16 protein-coding genes and 1 tRNA gene are annotated in these 15198 nt (G+C 67.1%); 6 read left to right on the top strand and 11 right to left on the bottom strand.

The features are described 5' to 3' along the window. Positions 1-5 precede the first annotated feature (5 nt). From H5U26_RS14310 to H5U26_RS14275, 8 genes are all read right to left on the bottom strand, one after another. Positions 6-293, bottom strand: coding sequence for a ferredoxin family protein (locus H5U26_RS14310; protein ID WP_290620881.1), 288 nt, complete (start codon positions 291-293; stop codon positions 6-8). Further along, positions 290-1585, bottom strand: a complete 1296-nt coding sequence (locus tag H5U26_RS14305) for an FAD-dependent monooxygenase (RefSeq protein WP_290620879.1) — start codon at positions 1583-1585, stop codon at positions 290-292. The genes H5U26_RS14310 and H5U26_RS14305 overlap by 4 nt, the downstream gene beginning before the upstream one ends. Positions 1586-1600: 15 nt before the next feature. Further along, positions 1601-2698, bottom strand: coding sequence for an electron transfer flavoprotein subunit alpha/FixB family protein (locus H5U26_RS14300; protein WP_290620877.1), 1098 nt, complete (start codon positions 2696-2698; stop codon positions 1601-1603). Positions 2699-2715: 17 nt separating this feature from the next. After that, the gene (locus H5U26_RS14295; RefSeq protein ID WP_290620876.1) at positions 2716-3561 is read right to left on the bottom strand and encodes an electron transfer flavoprotein subunit beta/FixA family protein; all 846 of its coding nucleotides are present in this window, start codon (positions 3559-3561) and stop codon (positions 2716-2718) included. Between the two features lie 5 nt (positions 3562-3566). Then, positions 3567-3905: a nitrogenase-stabilizing/protective protein NifW gene (locus tag H5U26_RS14290; protein WP_290620875.1), complete on the bottom strand. Its 339-nt coding sequence runs from the start codon at positions 3903-3905 to the stop codon at positions 3567-3569. Between the two features lie 46 nt (positions 3906-3951). Then, positions 3952-5085: a homocitrate synthase gene (gene nifV / locus H5U26_RS14285; protein ID WP_290620874.1), complete on the bottom strand. Its 1134-nt coding sequence runs from the start codon at positions 5083-5085 to the stop codon at positions 3952-3954. An 88-nt stretch (positions 5086-5173) separates the two neighbouring features. Then, positions 5174-6364: a hypothetical protein gene (locus tag H5U26_RS14280; protein ID WP_290620872.1), complete on the bottom strand. Its 1191-nt coding sequence runs from the start codon at positions 6362-6364 to the stop codon at positions 5174-5176. A gap of 245 nt (positions 6365-6609) precedes the next feature. Continuing rightward, the gene (locus tag H5U26_RS14275; protein ID WP_366055982.1) at positions 6610-7881 is read right to left on the bottom strand and encodes a DEAD/DEAH box helicase; all 1272 of its coding nucleotides are present in this window, start codon (positions 7879-7881) and stop codon (positions 6610-6612) included. Between the two features lie 481 nt (positions 7882-8362). Here H5U26_RS14275 and katG point away from each other — a divergent pair, with 481 nt between their 5' ends. The 3 genes from katG (at position 8363) to H5U26_RS14260 (ending at position 11312) form a co-directional block, all read left to right on the top strand. After that, positions 8363-10525, top strand: a complete 2163-nt coding sequence (gene katG, locus H5U26_RS14270) for a catalase/peroxidase HPI (RefSeq protein ID WP_290620868.1) — start codon at positions 8363-8365, stop codon at positions 10523-10525. Between the two features lie 168 nt (positions 10526-10693). Continuing rightward, entirely contained in the window at positions 10694-10990 is a 297-nt protein-coding gene (locus H5U26_RS14265) for a type II toxin-antitoxin system RelE/ParE family toxin (protein WP_290620866.1), read from the top strand. A gap of 13 nt (positions 10991-11003) precedes the next feature. Then, positions 11004-11312, top strand: coding sequence for a HigA family addiction module antitoxin (locus H5U26_RS14260; protein ID WP_290620864.1), 309 nt, complete (start codon positions 11004-11006; stop codon positions 11310-11312). Between the two features lie 196 nt (positions 11313-11508). Here the strand turns inward: H5U26_RS14260 and H5U26_RS14255 are convergent. Further along, positions 11509-11596, bottom strand: a tRNA-Ser gene (locus tag H5U26_RS14255). A 116-nt stretch (positions 11597-11712) separates the two neighbouring features. On the opposite strand from H5U26_RS14255, the gene H5U26_RS14250 reads away from it, so the two are divergent. Continuing rightward, positions 11713-12381 (top strand): Bax inhibitor-1/YccA family protein, encoded by a 669-nt coding sequence (locus H5U26_RS14250; protein WP_290620862.1) that lies wholly within the window; start codon positions 11713-11715, stop codon positions 12379-12381. Between the two features lie 66 nt (positions 12382-12447). On the opposite strand, the gene H5U26_RS14245 is transcribed toward H5U26_RS14250, so the two are convergent. Together H5U26_RS14245 and H5U26_RS14240 are read right to left on the bottom strand one after the other, a co-directional pair. Then, positions 12448-13407: a dihydrodipicolinate synthase family protein gene (locus H5U26_RS14245; RefSeq protein ID WP_290620860.1), complete on the bottom strand. Its 960-nt coding sequence runs from the start codon at positions 13405-13407 to the stop codon at positions 12448-12450. Positions 13408-13457: 50 nt separating this feature from the next. Beyond that, positions 13458-13682: a glutaredoxin family protein gene (locus H5U26_RS14240; RefSeq protein WP_290620858.1), complete on the bottom strand. Its 225-nt coding sequence runs from the start codon at positions 13680-13682 to the stop codon at positions 13458-13460. 55 nt (positions 13683-13737) lie between these two features. On the opposite strand from H5U26_RS14240, the gene idi reads away from it, so the two are divergent. Together idi and H5U26_RS14230 are read left to right on the top strand one after the other, a co-directional pair. Next, positions 13738-14295 (top strand): isopentenyl-diphosphate Delta-isomerase, encoded by a 558-nt coding sequence (gene idi, locus H5U26_RS14235; RefSeq protein WP_290620857.1) that lies wholly within the window; start codon positions 13738-13740, stop codon positions 14293-14295. After that, entirely contained in the window at positions 14276-15085 is an 810-nt protein-coding gene (locus tag H5U26_RS14230; RefSeq protein ID WP_290620855.1) for an alpha/beta hydrolase, read from the top strand. The genes idi and H5U26_RS14230 overlap by 20 nt, the downstream gene beginning before the upstream one ends. The last annotated feature ends 113 nt before the right edge of the window (positions 15086-15198 follow it).

Genomic DNA, 15198 nt, shown 5'->3' with positions numbered 1-15198 from the left:
GGCCGTCAGCCGAACTTGAACAGGATGCCGTAGCCGCCGCGCGGGTACTCCCACGCCACGTTACGGTGATCGGTGCAGATCACCCGGCAGGTGCCGCATTCCAGGCAACCGTCGGTAATCAGCGTGACGCGACCGTCACCCTCGCGGGTGTAGCAGGCCGCCGGGCAGCAGACGGTGCATTGTTTGGTCGGGCAGTCGTGCTGGCAGACCGATGCGTCGATGATGGAGATGTGCGGCCGTCCGGCGTCGACCCGGTAGCGGTTCTGGAACAGTTTTTCCTCGACCTTGATCATTCGAAGGCCCTCCACAGCTTGAAGGCATCGCCCACCAGACCCAGCGGCGAGCGGCGCGTGACGAAGTTCTTGCGCACCTGTTTTTCCTTGGTTTTCTTGTCGACGCCGTCGACGGTGAGCAGGGTGTGGGCGGCGCCGTTGAGCAGGTCCGGGTAATCGGTGAAGAACTGATGGTTGCGGTCGAATACCTGCGGCAGGCGCTGGTATTTCTTCAGATCCTTGAGCACGAAGCTGTCTTCCAGGCGCGCGCGGTAGGTGGCCAGATTGCGCGCCGTCATGGCCTTGCCGGCGGCGGCCAGTTCGAGCGCCGTTTCCGCCGCCAGGCGGCCGGAGGTCATGGCCAGGTTGGAGCCCTCGCGGTGCACGCTGTTGACCAGCATGGCGGCGTCGCCAACCATCAGCCAGCCGTGCCCGTAGACCTGCGGCACCGCCTTGTAGCCACCTTCCGGGATCAGGTGGGCGCAGTACTCCTTCATCTCGCCGCCTTCGAGCAGCGGCGCGATGGCGGGGTGTTTCTTCATGTCCTCCAGCATCTGATAGGGCGGCACGCCGTTGGCCTTGAAGTCCGACAGCAGGCAGCCGACGCCGATGGTCAGCGACTCGCGGTTGGTGTACAGGAAGCCGGTGCCGACCATGCCCTGCGTGATCTTGCCGGCCATCTCGATCACCACGCCCTGGTCGGGCTGCACGTTGAAGCGACTCTCGATGGTGGCTTCCGGCAGGAAGTGGATCTCCTTGACCGCCAATGCCACGTCGCGGGGCTTCAGCTCCGGGTGAAAGCCGGCCTTGTTGGCCAGCAGGGAGTTCACGCCGTCACCCAGGATCACCAGGTCGGCGTACACCGTGCCGCCGCGGTCGGTGTGCACGCCGGCGACCCGGTCGCCGTCCATCACCAGGCCGGTGACGGTGGTCTCGCACAGTAGCAGGGCGCCGGCTTCCTGCACCTTTTGCGAGAACCATTTGTCGAACTGGGCGCGGATGATGGTGTAGCGGTTGTAGGGCGGCTTGTCGAAGGCGGCCGAGCGGTAGGTGCTGCCGACGTAGGCATCGTCGGACAGCACCCAGACGCGCTGCTCGATGACGTGCCGCTCCAGCGGCGCATCGTCGCGAAAGTCGGGAATGATCCGTTCCAGCGCGTCGGCGTAGAGGATGGCGCCCTGCACGTTCTTGGAGCCCGGCGATTCGCCGCGCTCGATCTGCAGCACTTTCAATCCGCCCTTGGCCAGCGTGTAGGCGGCGGCGTTGCCGGCCGGACCGGCGCCGACCACGATGACGTCGAATTTCTCGCTCATGACGATCTCCTCGGGTCAGCCCGCCTTGCGGGCGGTGGCCAGGTGTTGGCGAAACGCCTCGGTCAGCGCCGGCAGAATCTGCATGGCGTTGCCGACGATGCCGTAGGTGGCGAAGTCGAAGATCGGCGCCGCCGGGTCCTCGTTGATGGCGATGATGACGTCCGAGGCTTCCATGCCCACGCGGTGCTGGATCGCGCCGGAAATGCCGGCGGCGATGTACAGCTTCGGCCGCACCGTCTTGCCGGTCTGGCCGACCTGGCGGTCGGCACTGACCCAGCCGGCCTGTGTCACCGGCCGCGAGGCGCCGACCTCGGCGCCCAGCACCTTGGCCAGATCCCAGATCAACTGGAAGTTTTCGGGGCGCTTGAGGCCCCGCCCGCCCGAGACGATGATGTCGGCGTAGGCCAGCTGCGCCTGATCGCGGTTCTGGTCGGGGATGAACTCCAGCACCTTGGTGATGATGTCGGTCTCGATGAGGCCCAGCGGGTGCTCGACGATGCGCCCGCTGCGGCCGGTGTCGGGCTCCGGCAGGCTCATCACCCGCGGCCGCACGGTGGCCATCTGCGGCCGGTAGTTCAGGGTCTGGATGGTGCACAGCAGGCTGCCGCCGAAGGTGGGGCGGGTGGCGGCAAGGCTGCGGTTTTCCGGATCAATGTTCAGCTCAGTGCAGTCGGCGGTCAGGCCTGTTTGCAAGGTGGTGGCCACCGATCCGGCCAGGTCGCGGCCCAGCGTGGTGGCCCCCAGCAGCAGGATTTCCGGCTGGAAGGCATTGACCAGATCGGTCAGGCCGCGCGTGTAGGGCTCGTTGCGGTAGTCGGCCAGGATCGGGTCCTCGACCAGGTAGCAAAGATCGGCGCCGTAGTGGAAGGCTTCGGCGCAAAAGCGCCGCGTCGCCTCGCCCGGCGCGCCCAGCACCACGCCGGCCAGTTCCACACCGAGCGCGTCGGCCAGTTTGCGGCCCTCGCCCAGCAACTCGAAGGACACCTGATGCGCGGCGCCGCGCTCGTGCTCGATGAATACCCACACACCCTTGTAGGCGGCCAGACGCGGGTCGAGTTCGACCTTGCGCCGGCCAGTCGGCCGGGCGGGCGAGGAGGGGGCTTGTTCACTCATGGGTCGGTTCTCCGTGCTCACAGGGCCTGGCGCTCTACCTGGGCCTTGACCTGGGGATAGCGGGTGAACAGCTTGGCCAGCAGCGTGGCAGCCAGATCGCTGGGCGCGTTGCTTTGGGTCTCGATCAGTTCCGCCCGCTCGCGCCTGGCCTGCGGCGCGAAGACCTTGGCTACCACGGTGGGCGAGCCCTTGAGGCCGATCTTGGCCACGTCCTCGATGCCGGCCTGTTCCCGGTTCCAGACTTTCAGGGGGTAGCGGGCGGCCCGGAACATGTCGTCGAGCGTCGCGAAGCGCATCTCGTTGATGCCTTCGAGCACCGTGACCAGCGCCGGCAGGCGGGTCTTGAGCAGCTGCACGCCGCCCTCGGCGCGGCGCTGCACGACGATTTCGCCCCGTTCCAGGTCGACCTCGTCGATATTGGAAACGTAGGTCAGCAGTTGCAGGTCCAGCCGCTTGGCCACGCCGGGGCCGACCTGGGCGGTGTCACCGTCGATGGTCTGCTTGCCGGTGAAGACGATATCCACCGCCATGTCGCGCTGGATCTGCCGGACCGCAGAGGCCAGCGCGAAGCTGGTGGCCAGCGTGTCGGAGCCGGCAAAGGCCCGGTCGGTGACCAGGATCGCCTCGTCGGCGCCAAACGACAGTGCCTTGCGCAGCGCCGCCTCGGCCTGCGGCGGCCCCATGCACAGCGCCGTCACCCGACCGCCGTAGCGGTCCTTGAGCTTCAGGGCGGCCTCCAGGGCAAACAGGTCGTAGGGATTGATGATCGCCGGCACGCCCTGGCGCATGATGGTGTTGGTGACCGGATGCACGCGTATCTGCGAGCTGTCCGGCACCTGCTTGATGCATACGACGCTGTGCATGGCTGTCACGTCCTCTCGCGTTGACTGGGCAGGGCGCCGCGCAGAGAGCTCAGCGACACCGATTTGCCGTCCTGGTCCTGGAACACCTTGAACACCTTTTCCTGCGCGGCGTTGGAGTGCACGAAATCGTCATGCGCCCGTGCCAGCAGCCCGCGGCAGATGGCGCGCTGCGCGGCCTCGTCCTGGCCGTCCAGTTCCGGCGTGACGCGCAGGTACTGATTGAAGCGTTTCAGGATGTGCAGGCGGTTGACGTGCACCACCTGGGGCTCGTAGGGCAGGTCGAGGAAAGCGAAGAACTCCTCGGCCGCCGACAGCTGCGCCATGCGATCGAGCAGGGCGCTCATCGGCCGGCTCCCGGCGCGGCGTACGGTGACCCGTGCAGTGCTCTCATCAGGCTGCCTCCAGCGTAAGTTTTCGATAAAAGCGCAGCAGGTCGGCCACTTCCGGCGCCCGCTTGGTGGCGACCGCGTGGGCACGAATCTGCGCCAGCAGCCGTCCGACCGCGGTGGCGTCAAGCGCAATGCCGAGCGCCGCATAGGCGGCGCGCACCGCGTTGCCGCCGGAATGCTTGCCGAGCACGGTGCGGTGGCTGCGGGCAAGCTCTGCCGGGTCGAAGCCCTGGTAGTTGGCGGCGTGCTTGATGAGGCCATCGACGTGGATGCCGGCCTCATGGGTGAACACCCACTCACCGACGATGCTCTTGCCGGCCGCCACCGGTCGCCCGGACGCGGTCGCCACCAGTGCCGACAGCATCGGCAGGCGGTGGCTGTCGACGCCGGTGTCGATACCGTACAGGTGGCGCAAAGCCATCACGGCCTCTTCCAGCGGCGCATTGCCGGCGCGCTCGCCCAGGCCATTGACGGTCGTGTTGATGTGCGTCGCCCCGGCACGCACGGCCGCCAGCGTGTTGGCAGTGGCCAGCCCCAGGTCGTCGTGGGCGTGCATCTCGATATCCAGATCGACCGCCGCGCGCAGGCGGGCGATTCGCTCGTAGATGCCGAACGGGTCGAGCACGCCCAGCGTGTCGGCAAAGCGCAGCCGGCAGGCGCCCGCCGCGGCGGCCGTTTCCGCCACGCGCAGGAGGAAATCGACATCGGCGCGCGAGGCATCCTCGGCGCCCACGCACACCCTGAATCCGGCATCCAGCCCGGCCTTCACGTAGCGTTCCACCTGGCCGAGCGCCCAGGCCCGGTCGCGACCCAGCTTGTGGGCGAGGTGAATGTCCGATACCGGGATCGACAGGTTGACGAGGTCAACCCTGCAGGCACGGGTCGCGGCCAGATCCTGCGGCTGCATGCGACCCCAGACCATCAGTTGCGGACCCAGATGCAGGGCAGCGACGGCCTCGATGGTCTCGCGCTCGGCGCCGCCCATTACCGGAATGCCGACTTCGAGTTCCGGCACGCCGGCAGCAGCCAGTGCGCGTGCGATGGCGAGTTTTTCCCCGACACTGAACGCAACCCCGGCGGTCTGCTCGCCGTCGCGCAGCGTGGTGTCGTTGACGATGACAGTGGCAGTGGGCATGACCGGCGACCGATGAGGGCTTCAGCCGGTTCATCGCAAGCAGTGTGCCAGCCACGAATATTCAATAACTAGCGGTAATTGAATGCGTTTATTTATTCATGGCCAATCCCGGGCCAGGCCGCCAAGGCAGGCCTGTGGGCTTTGTCGGGTTCGCGACAGGTGGGGTTTGGGTGCGCCACGGGATCATTCCCGACGCCGCCGGATGGGCCGGGCGAGCTTTCACAAGCAGCACGATCGCACGCGGCGGCGGCTTGCTGGCGTCCTCCCAGCGCCTGACAGTGGCCTCGGTCACGGCGCACAGCGTGGCCACCTCCTGGCGCGTGATGCCGGCCATCTGGCGCAGGGTCATGAAGTCGGCCTCGTGTGCCTGCCAGCGGTCCAGGCGGTCCAGCCACCAGCGCACCGGCCGCGGCGCGGGGTCCGGCTCGGCGCGCTCTATTGCGCATAATGTATAGCCTCCGTTCAAAGGCCCGGCGGCGCTCGCCGGCGGCGAGCGTGCCGGTCCTTTGTCGGTAGGCGCACGTGCGGGCGCAGGGTTGGCGCCGTCGCGACCGCTTGCCCGGTCCCTGGGCGTGGCTAGGGCAGGGTGTCTGCCGGCAGGTTTCGCGGCACCTGGCGGCGGGTCCGCGGATGCCGGCGAGCGCAGCGAGCCTGGGCTTGTCTCTACTTCGACAAGTGTCCCGCGCCCATGCTCAGGCATGCACACGCTTCCAGCATCGGCCTGGCCGTTTTGTTGTGCATCAACGGTTTGCGGGCACGCTGCACCGGCATGCGATGGCGGAATCAGATCGTCATGCTTCAACGGATTCCGGGGTTGGTCGCCCCTCATCGGGAGGCGCGGCAGCGGAAGCCCGGCATCCACACTTTCGGGGGCGATGGCCTGGCCGGGCGTGCCGGGCGCAGCCCGTACCGCGTGGCATTGAGGGCGCCCGTTCCCGCCCTGGTGGCCTGATTTGAGTGATGCGGCCGCCCGTGCCTTGTCCAGCTCCTGGCGCAGGGCGTCGCGCTCCATGAAGGCGTATTCGTAGACCTTCAGGTGCTCGGGCTGGAAGCCTCGGCCCAGCAGGTGCGGCGCCCACAGTTGGCCGGCACGGATGCACCAGTCCTGCCATGCCGGATCTAGCACGCCCAGCTGGCCGCCGGACAGGTGCAGCAGCAGCACGATGGCGCGCGGCGGCGGCTTGCTGGCGTCCTCCCAGCGCCTGACGGTGGCCTCGGTCACGGCGCACAGCGTGGCCACTTCCTGGCGCGTGATGCCGGCGTGCTGGCGCAGGGTCATGAAGTCGGCCTCGTGTGCCTGCCAGCGGTCCAGGCGGTCCAGCCACCAGCGCACCGGCCGCGGCGCGGGGTCCGGCTCGGCGCGCTCCATTGCGCATAATGTATATTATGTTAAATTATCGAAAAGCCAGAAAGCCAGTCGGTGTCGGTGATCGTTAAATCCTTGTGAAGCGCAGCTTTGCTGCGCGATGCTCGCCCGGCACAGCCGGGCTCCCACAGTGGTCGGCACGTCTGTGCCTCGGAACGTCAGTGCGTCCGCCGCGGCGGCCGGCGCCGCGATGGTCCGCCGCTAGTGCCGGAACGACCGCCACTGGCGCCGGGCCTGGGCGCCACGCGATCTTCCTCCGCCAGGCGCACGCGTGGCTTCGGTTTGACCAGCATGTCGGGTGGCACCGGTTCTACCGGCAACTTCTGCCCGATGTACTTTTCGATCTCCGGCAGCGAGTACACGTAACGCTCACAGCCGAAGCTGATCGCCTCGCCGGCGGCGCCGGCGCGCGCCGTGCGGCCGATGCGGTGCACGTAATCCTCGGCATCCTGCGGCAGGTCGTAATTGAACACGTGCGTCACGCCGTCGATGTGCAGGCCGCGGGCGGCCACGTCGGTGGCCACCAGCGCCGCCAGTTCACCCTTGCGGAACTGTTCGAGCAGACGCTCGCGCTTGCGCTGCTGCACGTCGCCGGTCATCAGGCCGGCCGGAATGTCGTTGGTCTGCAAGTAGCCCCACACGCGCTCGGCTTCGGCCTTGGTGTTGACGAACACCATGCTGCGGGCCTCTGGCAGCGACTGTAAAAGGCCGATGAGCAGGCGAATTTTCTCGTCGGTGGCGGTGTGGTAGATCACCTGACGCACGCGATCGACGGTGACCTTTTCCGGCTCGATGCGCACCAGCTCCGGGTCGTGCATGTGCTCGTAGGCCAGTTCCAGCACGCGCTGGGCGAGCGTCGCCGAGAACATCATCGACAGGCGTTCCTGCGGCGGCGGCAGGCGCCGCATCATGTAGCGCACGTCCTTGATGAAGCCCAGGTCGAACATCCGGTCGGCCTCGTCGAGCACGATCACCTGCCCGGCCGACAGGTCGTAAACGCCCTGGTTCAGAAAATCGATCAGGCGCCCGGGCGTGCCGATCAGCACATCCACACCGGCGGCGATCTGGTCCCGCTGCTTGTCGTAATCAACGCCGCCGTAGGCCAGGCCGAGCGTGATGTCGAGTCCGTGCCCCAGCGCCTGCGCATCGCGATAAATCTGGATCACCAGCTCGCGGGTCGGCGCCATCACCAGCGCCCGCGGCTGGGTTGGCAGGCGGCCGGGCCGCGGCGGTTCGCGCAGCAGATGATTGAACAGGGCCAGCAGGAAGGTCGCCGTCTTGCCGGTGCCGGTCTGCGCCTGGCCGGCGACGTCCTTGCCCGCCAGTAGCCTCGGCAAGGCCTGCTCCTGAATTGGCGTACAGTGCGTAAAGCCCGTGGCAGCCACGCTCGCCTTCAGCCGCGGGTCCAGTGGCAGCGCATCGAACGGCAGGCCGGTGGTGTGCGCGGGGGCCTTGGGGGCCGGTGTGGCGACGCGCGGCTTGGCGGTGGCCGGTCCTTTCCGGGGAGCCGGAGGGGCCTTGGTTTGCGCTGCTTGCGGCGCGGTCTGTTTGGGCCGTTCCGGGGCAGGCTTGGGGGCGCGCGGCGCAACGGGCGGAGCTTCGGGGGTTGGTGGCGCGCGGCCGAACACGGCCTTCACGGCCGCAATGAGACGATTGATCACGTAGTTTGGACTTTTGCTTGGGATGTGCGAAAGCTGCCGATTATAGCGGCCCAGGTTGAGTTCCCCGCAGTGCCGCGTCGGGTCGCGGGGTGGCCGGCTGACCGGTGCTGATCTCGGGCGTCCGCCGGAATCGATAGACGATGCCTATCGATTGAATCCAAAAGTTCAATTGGAACTGCGTCGGCCAATCCGATAGCGTTGCATCCCATCCCACTCATCTCATCCCCCTAGCCAATACGAGGAACAGGTAATGTCCAACGAAGCAAAGTGTCCTTTCAGCGGCACGCACGGCAGCCGCACCACGGCCGCCGCACGGTCGAATGCCGATTGGTGGCCGGACCGGCTGAATTTGCGGATTCTGAGCCAGCACTCGGCCAAGTCGAACCCCCTGGACGCTGGATTCGACTACGCCCGGGCGTTCCAGAAGCTCGACTACGCCGCGCTGAAAAACGACCTCAAGGCGCTGATGACCGACTCGCAGGACTGGTGGCCGGCCGACTGGGGCCACTATGGCGGCCTGTTCATCCGCATGGCCTGGCACAGCGCCGGCACCTACCGCATCGCCGACGGCCGCGGTGGCGCCGCCACCGGCAACCAGCGCTTTGCGCCCATCAACAGCTGGCCGGACAACGGCAACCTGGACAAGGCGCGTCGGCTGCTGTGGCCGATCAAGAAGAAGTACGGCAGCAAGCTGTCCTGGGCGGATCTGATGATCCTGGCCGGCAACGTGGCGCTGGAATCGATGGGTTTCAAGACCTTCGGTTTCGGCGGCGGGCGCGAGGACATCTGGGAGCCGGAGGACGATGTCTACTGGGGCGCTGAGGCCGAGTGGCTGGCTACCTCGGACAAGCCCGGCAGTCGCTACTCCGGCGAGCGTGAGCTCGAGAACCCGCTCGCCGCCGTACAGATGGGCCTGATCTACGTGAACCCGGAAGGCCCCGATGGCAACCCCGACCCGGTCGCTTCCGGCCGCGACGTGCGCGAAACCTTCGCCCGCATGGCCATGAACGACGAGGAAACGGTGGCGCTGGTCGCCGGCGGTCACACCTTCGGCAAGGCCCACGGCGCGGGCGATCCGCAGCTCGTCGGCCCGCCGCCGGAAGCGGCGCCGATCGAGCAGATGGGCCTTGGCTGGAAAAATGCCTTCGGCACCGGCAAGGGCCCGCACACCACCACCAGCGGCATCGAAGGCGCCTGGAAGCCGAATCCCACCCAATGGGACAACGGCTACTTCGACATGCTGTTCGGCTACGAATGGGAGCTGGTCAAGAGCCCGGCCGGCGCGCATCAGTGGCGGGCCAAGGACGTGAAGCCGGAGCACATGATTCCGGACGCCCACGACCCGTCCAGGAAACACGCGCCGATGATGACCACGGCGGATCTGTCGCTGCGCTTCGATCCGATCTACGAGCCGATCGCGCGCCGCTTCCACCAGGACCCACAGGCCTTCGCCGACGCCTTCGCCCGCGCCTGGTTCAAGCTGACCCACCGCGACATGGGGCCGCGCGTGCGTTACCTGGGCCCCGAGGTGCCGGCCGAGGAGCTGATCTGGCAGGACCCGGTGCCGGCCGGTCGGCGCGATTACGACGTGGCGGCGGTAAAGGCGAAGATCGCCGCCAGCGGTCTTGGCGTGAGCGATCTGGTCGCCACCGCCTGGGACAGCGCGCGCACCTTCCGCGACTCGGACAAGCGCGGCGGCGCCAACGGCGCCCGCATCCGCCTGGATCCGCAAAGGCACTGGGAAGCCAACGAGCCGGCGCGCCTGCAGGAGGTTCTGAAGGTGCTCGAGGGCATCGCCGCGGCCAGCGGCGCCAGCGTGGCCGATGTGATTGTGCTGGGCGGCAACGTGGGCATCGAACAGGCGGCCAAGGCGGCCGGCATCGAAATCACAGTGCCGTTCGCACCCGGCCGCGGCGACGCCAGCCAGCAGCAGACCGATGTCGAATCCTTCGCCCCGCTGGAACCGATAGCCGATGGCTTCCGCAACTACCTGAAGCCCGGCGTCAAAACTCGCGCCGAGGAGCTGTTGCTCGACCGTGCCCAACTGCTCAGCCTCACCGCGCCGGAAATGACGGTGCTGGTCGGCGGGCTGCGGGTGCTCGGTGCCAACCATGGCGGCACCGGGCATGGCGTCCTCACCAGCCGCCCGGGCGTGCTCACGAACGACTTCTTCGTCAACCTGCTGGACCCCGGCGTCCAATGGCAGCCCGCCGGCGAGGGTGTATACGAAGGGCGCGCTGACGGTGCGCTCAAGTGGACCGGCACGCGGGTGGATCTGGTGTTCGGTTCGAACTCCGAGCTGCGCGCCATCGCCGAGGTCTACGCCAGCGACGATGCCGGGGACAAGTTCGTCAACGACTTCGTCGCCGCCTGGACCCGGGTGATGAACCTCGACCGGTTCGACCTGCGCTGACCACCGCCGGGCCTCGAGGGGGCGATTGCAGCCCCCTGCCCCATCGCCGGCTGTACCGGGTTGCCCGACGGGCGCCGGGTGCAGCCGGCATTTTTCTGGGCGCGGCCGCGGGGACCGCGTCAGCGTGAGTTATAGTGTGGTACATACGCTCGTCGTTGGATTGAATCTGTGATCGTAGGCTTTCGGGACCACTGGCTGCGGGCCTTCTTTGTGGATGATGTCCGTTCCCGCAATATCCCATCCGATCTTGAAGCCCGCTTGTTCCGCAAGCTCCAGATGATTGACGATACCGTGACCGACCAGGACTTGCGCGTGCCGCCCAGCAATCACTTCGAGAAGCTGCGCGGCAATCTGGCAGGATTCCATTCCATCCGCGTCAACCAACAATGGCGGTTGATCTTCCGTTGGGATGGCGAGCGCGGCGAAGCGGACGGAATTTATCTGGACGATCACGGCTACCGATGAAAGAGAGGCAAGCATGCTGACCACCAAGCGCAAGCCGGCGACTGTCGGCGAAATTCTCACCGAAGAGTTCATGCAGCCGATGGGCTTGACGCAGGGGGCGCTCGCCGAGGCGATGGGCGTCCAGCGCAAGCATGTCAATGAGTTGTGCGGGAACCGCAGGAACGTGACCGCGGCAACGGCGCTGATCCTGGCCCGCGTGTTCGGTAACAGCCCGGACTTCTGGCTCAACATACAGCGGCGCAGCGATCTTTGGGAGGTGATGAACACGCCCAAGGAGCGCGAGCGGATCGAGCGCGCGCGTCCGTTGCAGAACGCCGCCTGAGCGCGGTGCCGACCGCTTGCGAAGGCATGGCCGTGCCGACGGACAAGCTGGACGATCGCGTCGCCAGACGCATCGAGGCAGGCCCGCCGATCTGGAGGACCCGGCGCTCAAGGAGCGTATCGACCGGCTCAAGATCATGCGGATCAGGCCCAGGCGGACGCCGAGCGGGCGCAGGGCTTGCTCCCGGGGGCAGAACTGGCGGAGAGGGAGGGATTCGAACCCCCGGACCCTTTCGGGTCAACGGTTTTCAAGACCGCCGCTTTAAACCGCTCAGCCACCTCTCCGCGGCGGCGCGAAGGATAGCGGACCGGGCCGATGCCTGACCAGCCGACGCCGTGGGGTGGCCAAGCGCGCTCAGTTGCGTAGAATCAAAGCCCCTTGGCAAATCCCGGAATACCCCATGAATTCCAGCCCCTACGAGATTGCACAGACCCGCGGCGCGGCGGCGACCAACTCGCTGATCCGCAATACCTACACCCTGCTGGCCATGACGCTGCTGTTCAGCGCTGCCACAGCCGCGTTTGCGATGGCCCTCGACCTGCGCGGCCCCGGCCTGCTGCTGACGCTGGTTGGCTACTTCGGGCTGCTGTTTGCGGTCCACAAGCTGCAAAACAGCGCCTGGGGCATCCTGGCGGTGTTCGCGCTGACCGGCTTCATGGGCTTCACGCTGGGCCCGATCGTGGGCATGTACCTGAAGATGTTCAGCAACGGTCACCAGCTGGTGATGACGGCGCTGGGTGGCAGCGGCGCGATATTTCTTGGCTTGTCCACCTACGCGCTGACCTCGAAGCGGGATTTCAGCTTCATGGGCGGGTTTCTGTTCGCCGGCGTGATGGTGGCCTTCCTGACCGGCCTGGCGGCGGTTTTCCTGCAGATTCCCGCCCTGTCGCTGGCGGTCAGCGCCATGTTCGTGCTGCTGATGAGCGCGGCGATCCTGTACCAGACCAGCGCGCTGGTGCACGGCGGCGAGACCAACTACCTGCTGGCCACGGTCAGCCTGTACGTGAGCCTGTACAACCTGTTCCTGAGCCTGCTGCAGCTGCTCGGATTCGCCAGCGGCGAGGATTGAGTACCGCCCCTGCCCTCCTGAAACGAAAAACCCCGCCGCAGCGGGGTTTTTCTTGTCCGGCGCCGTTCAGGCCACGCCGAGCTTTTTCAGCTGATCGACCAGCCACTCGCGCCGCTCGGCCGGCAGGCTGCGCACCGGTGGCAATACCGGCCCGACCGGAAAGCCGATCGCCTCCATCCACGGCTTCATCATCGCGATGTGGCTGGCGTAGGTGCCGGTGCGCGCCATGTCGGTGGCCAGGTCCTCGAAGAACACCCGCGCCGGCTGCAGCGCTTCCCAAGGCTTGCGCGCCTCTTCCCAGCGCCCGGCGCGGCCCAGCGTGTAGTACTCGCGCATCAGCGGGCGCAGCTTGCCGTAGGCCAGGTACCAGAACGCCGCCCACAGCACCTGCCCGCCGGCACGCAGGTCGTCCAGGAAAAAGCTCTCCATCGGTTCGCTGACGATGAAATCCGGCCGTGCCCGGCGGCGCAGCACGAGCGTGTCGGAACGGCTGAAACTGCCCTGCTTCACGCCGACGATGGTGTCGATCTCGGCCAGGCGCACGATCAGGTCCATCGACATCAGCGTGCCGGGCATCGGCGTGCGGTACAGCACCAGCGCCAGCGGCGAGCGGTCGGCCACGTACTTCATGAAATCGAAGATCTCGTCGTCGGAGCGCAGCTGCACGGACGGGTTCATGATCTCGGCGCCGTCGTAGCCGAGCTTCTGCACGTAGGCCAGCTTCTCGATGGCCTGCTTGGCGGACGACTCCAGAATGATGGTGAACAGCGGCACCCGACCGCGCACCGCCTGCGCCACCAGCTGGTGGTAACGCAGCCAGTCCTGGTAGGTCATGGTCCACAGCTCGGCGATGAAGCCCCCCACCACCAGGCCATCGACGCCCAGCTCGATGTAGCGGTCGATGTTCTCCTGCAACTGCTTGGCATCGATCTCGCCGTTGGCGTCGATGGGCGTGAACGGCGCCTCGAAGAAGCCGTGAAAGGTCTTGCCGGCCCAGGCCTTGGCCTCGCTGCGCGTGTAATCCATGTTCGTCTCCTCTTTAAGAATGTGAATTTGAATTGCGCCGTTACGGTGGCTCAACAGGCTGCGGTCACATCGGCAGCGCCAAACGGCCAGTCCAGTTCCACCCCGCCCGGCTCGATCCGCAACACCGGAATGCGCCACCCGTAACGCTCGGCCAGTTCGGCGTCATAGCCGATCTCGACCCGCTCCACCACCTCGGCCAGGCCCGCCTGCACCAGCACGGCCTGCGCCTCCTCGCACAGATGGCAACCGGCGGTGACGTACAGCTTCAGGCGCATGGCCCAATCATAGCGGCGTCTTGGCCCGGCGGGCCGGCTCTGGCATGCTGCGGGCATGAACCTGCCCTCCCCCACCACCGAGTGGGTGCAGCTGGTGGACGACGAGGATCGTCCCACCGGCCGCGCCGAGAAGCTCGATGCCCACCGCCGTGCACTGCTGCATCGGGCCTTTTCCGTATTCGTGTTCGACGCCGCCGGGCGCTTGCTGCTGCAACGCCGGGCAGACGGCAAATACCACTCCGGCGGCCTGTGGACCAACACCTGCTGTGGTCACCCGCGGCCGGATCAGCCGCTGGTCGATGAAGCGCGGCGGCGTCTGCGCGAGGAAATGGGCTTCGACTGCCCGCTGACGCCGGTCAGCAGCCTGCACTACCGCCTGCCGGTGATCGGCGAGCTGACCGAACACGAGTTCGACCACCTGCTGTGCGGCATCCACGGCGGCGACCCGCACCCGGACCCGCTGGAAGCCAGCGCCTGGCGTTGGCTGGCCTGGCCGGCCCTGCTGGCCGAAGTGGCGCAGGCACCGGACACCTTCACGCCCTGGCTGCGGGAAATCCTCGCCCATCGACAGGCCGCACTGGACACCTGGATTCATGCCCACTGCGCCGACTGAAGGCCACGTCGACATCGACGGCGGCCGCCTGCATTACCGGCGCCAGGGCCAGGGTGAGGCGCTGGTTCTGGTGCACGGCTTCGGTCTGGACCACCGCGTGTGGGCGCCGCAATGGCCGGCGCTGGTCGATTCCTTCGACCTCATCAGCTACGACCTGCGCGGCTTTGGCCGCTCCAGCCTGCCCGGTGAGGCGCCCTACTCTCACCACGAGGACCTGCGCGCCCTGCTGGATGCGCTCGACATCGATCGCGCGCACCTGATCGGCCATTCACTGGGCGGTGGCATCGCCGCCAGCTTTGCCGTGGCATATCCGCAGCGCACCGGGCGCGTGGTGCTGTCCGCCCCGTTGCTGCGTGGCTACACCCAGCTTGGCGAGCTGCTGGCGCTGCTCAAGAGCGTCTGGCAGATCGCAGCCCGGGACGGCCTGGACGCCGCCCGCAGCGCATGGCTGAACGCCGCGCTGTTCGCCCCGACCCTGCAAACGCCGACCGGCCGGGCCCTGCTCACGCAGATCATGGCCGACTACTCCGGCTGGCACTGGCAACACCGCGACCCGGAAACGGGCCTGCAACCACCCCTCGCGCAGCGCCTGCACGAACTGCTGGCGCCCACGCTGGTGCTGGTCGGCACACGCGACCTGCCGGATTTCGTGCACATGGGCGAGGCGCTGGCGGCACAGGCGCCGGATGCGCACCTGGAGCTGCTGCCGGACCTCGGGCACGGGCCGTCCGTGGAGGACGCGCAATGGTTCAACGTCCGCGTGCAGGCGTTTCTGCTCAGGAAACGCTGATTTATTCCCACGTCTAGGTGGCATGAGACCTTGGTCCTGAGACAATGCGGCCTGGTCCGCAGCGGGGGTGAGCAGACGTCATGCAAACGAGCTTTTCCGATCTCGAGTACGCC

Source organism: Immundisolibacter sp. (assembly GCF_014359565.1).
Lineage (GTDB): Bacteria > Pseudomonadota > Gammaproteobacteria > Immundisolibacterales > Immundisolibacteraceae > Immundisolibacter.
This window is presented reverse-complemented; position numbering and strand designations above follow the sequence as displayed.

Coding starts and splice junctions, on each gene's coding strand:
- idi (WP_290620857.1), top strand. CDS start 13,738: ATGAACCTGCCCTCCCCCACCACCGAGTGGGTGCAGCTGGTGGACGAC.
- nifV (WP_290620874.1), bottom strand. CDS start 5,085: ATGCCCACTGCCACTGTCATCGTCAACGACACCACGCTGCGCGACGGC.
- H5U26_RS14260 (WP_290620864.1), top strand. CDS start 11,004: ATGCTGACCACCAAGCGCAAGCCGGCGACTGTCGGCGAAATTCTCACC.
- H5U26_RS14245 (WP_290620860.1), bottom strand. CDS start 13,407: ATGGATTACACGCGCAGCGAGGCCAAGGCCTGGGCCGGCAAGACCTTT.
- H5U26_RS14240 (WP_290620858.1), bottom strand. CDS start 13,682: ATGCGCCTGAAGCTGTACGTCACCGCCGGTTGCCATCTGTGCGAGGAG.
- H5U26_RS14310 (WP_290620881.1), bottom strand. CDS start 293: ATGATCAAGGTCGAGGAAAAACTGTTCCAGAACCGCTACCGGGTCGAC.
- H5U26_RS14305 (WP_290620879.1), bottom strand. CDS start 1,585: ATGAGCGAGAAATTCGACGTCATCGTGGTCGGCGCCGGTCCGGCCGGC.
- H5U26_RS14300 (WP_290620877.1), bottom strand. CDS start 2,698: ATGAGTGAACAAGCCCCCTCCTCGCCCGCCCGGCCGACTGGCCGGCGC.
- H5U26_RS14250 (WP_290620862.1), top strand. CDS start 11,713: ATGAATTCCAGCCCCTACGAGATTGCACAGACCCGCGGCGCGGCGGCG.
- H5U26_RS14290 (WP_290620875.1), bottom strand. CDS start 3,905: ATGAGCGCCCTGCTCGATCGCATGGCGCAGCTGTCGGCGGCCGAGGAG.
- katG (WP_290620868.1), top strand. CDS start 8,363: ATGTCCAACGAAGCAAAGTGTCCTTTCAGCGGCACGCACGGCAGCCGC.
- H5U26_RS14295 (WP_290620876.1), bottom strand. CDS start 3,561: ATGCACAGCGTCGTATGCATCAAGCAGGTGCCGGACAGCTCGCAGATA.
- H5U26_RS14280 (WP_290620872.1), bottom strand. CDS start 6,364: ATGACCCTGCGCCAGCACGCCGGCATCACGCGCCAGGAAGTGGCCACG.
- H5U26_RS14230 (WP_290620855.1), top strand. CDS start 14,276: ATGCCCACTGCGCCGACTGAAGGCCACGTCGACATCGACGGCGGCCGC.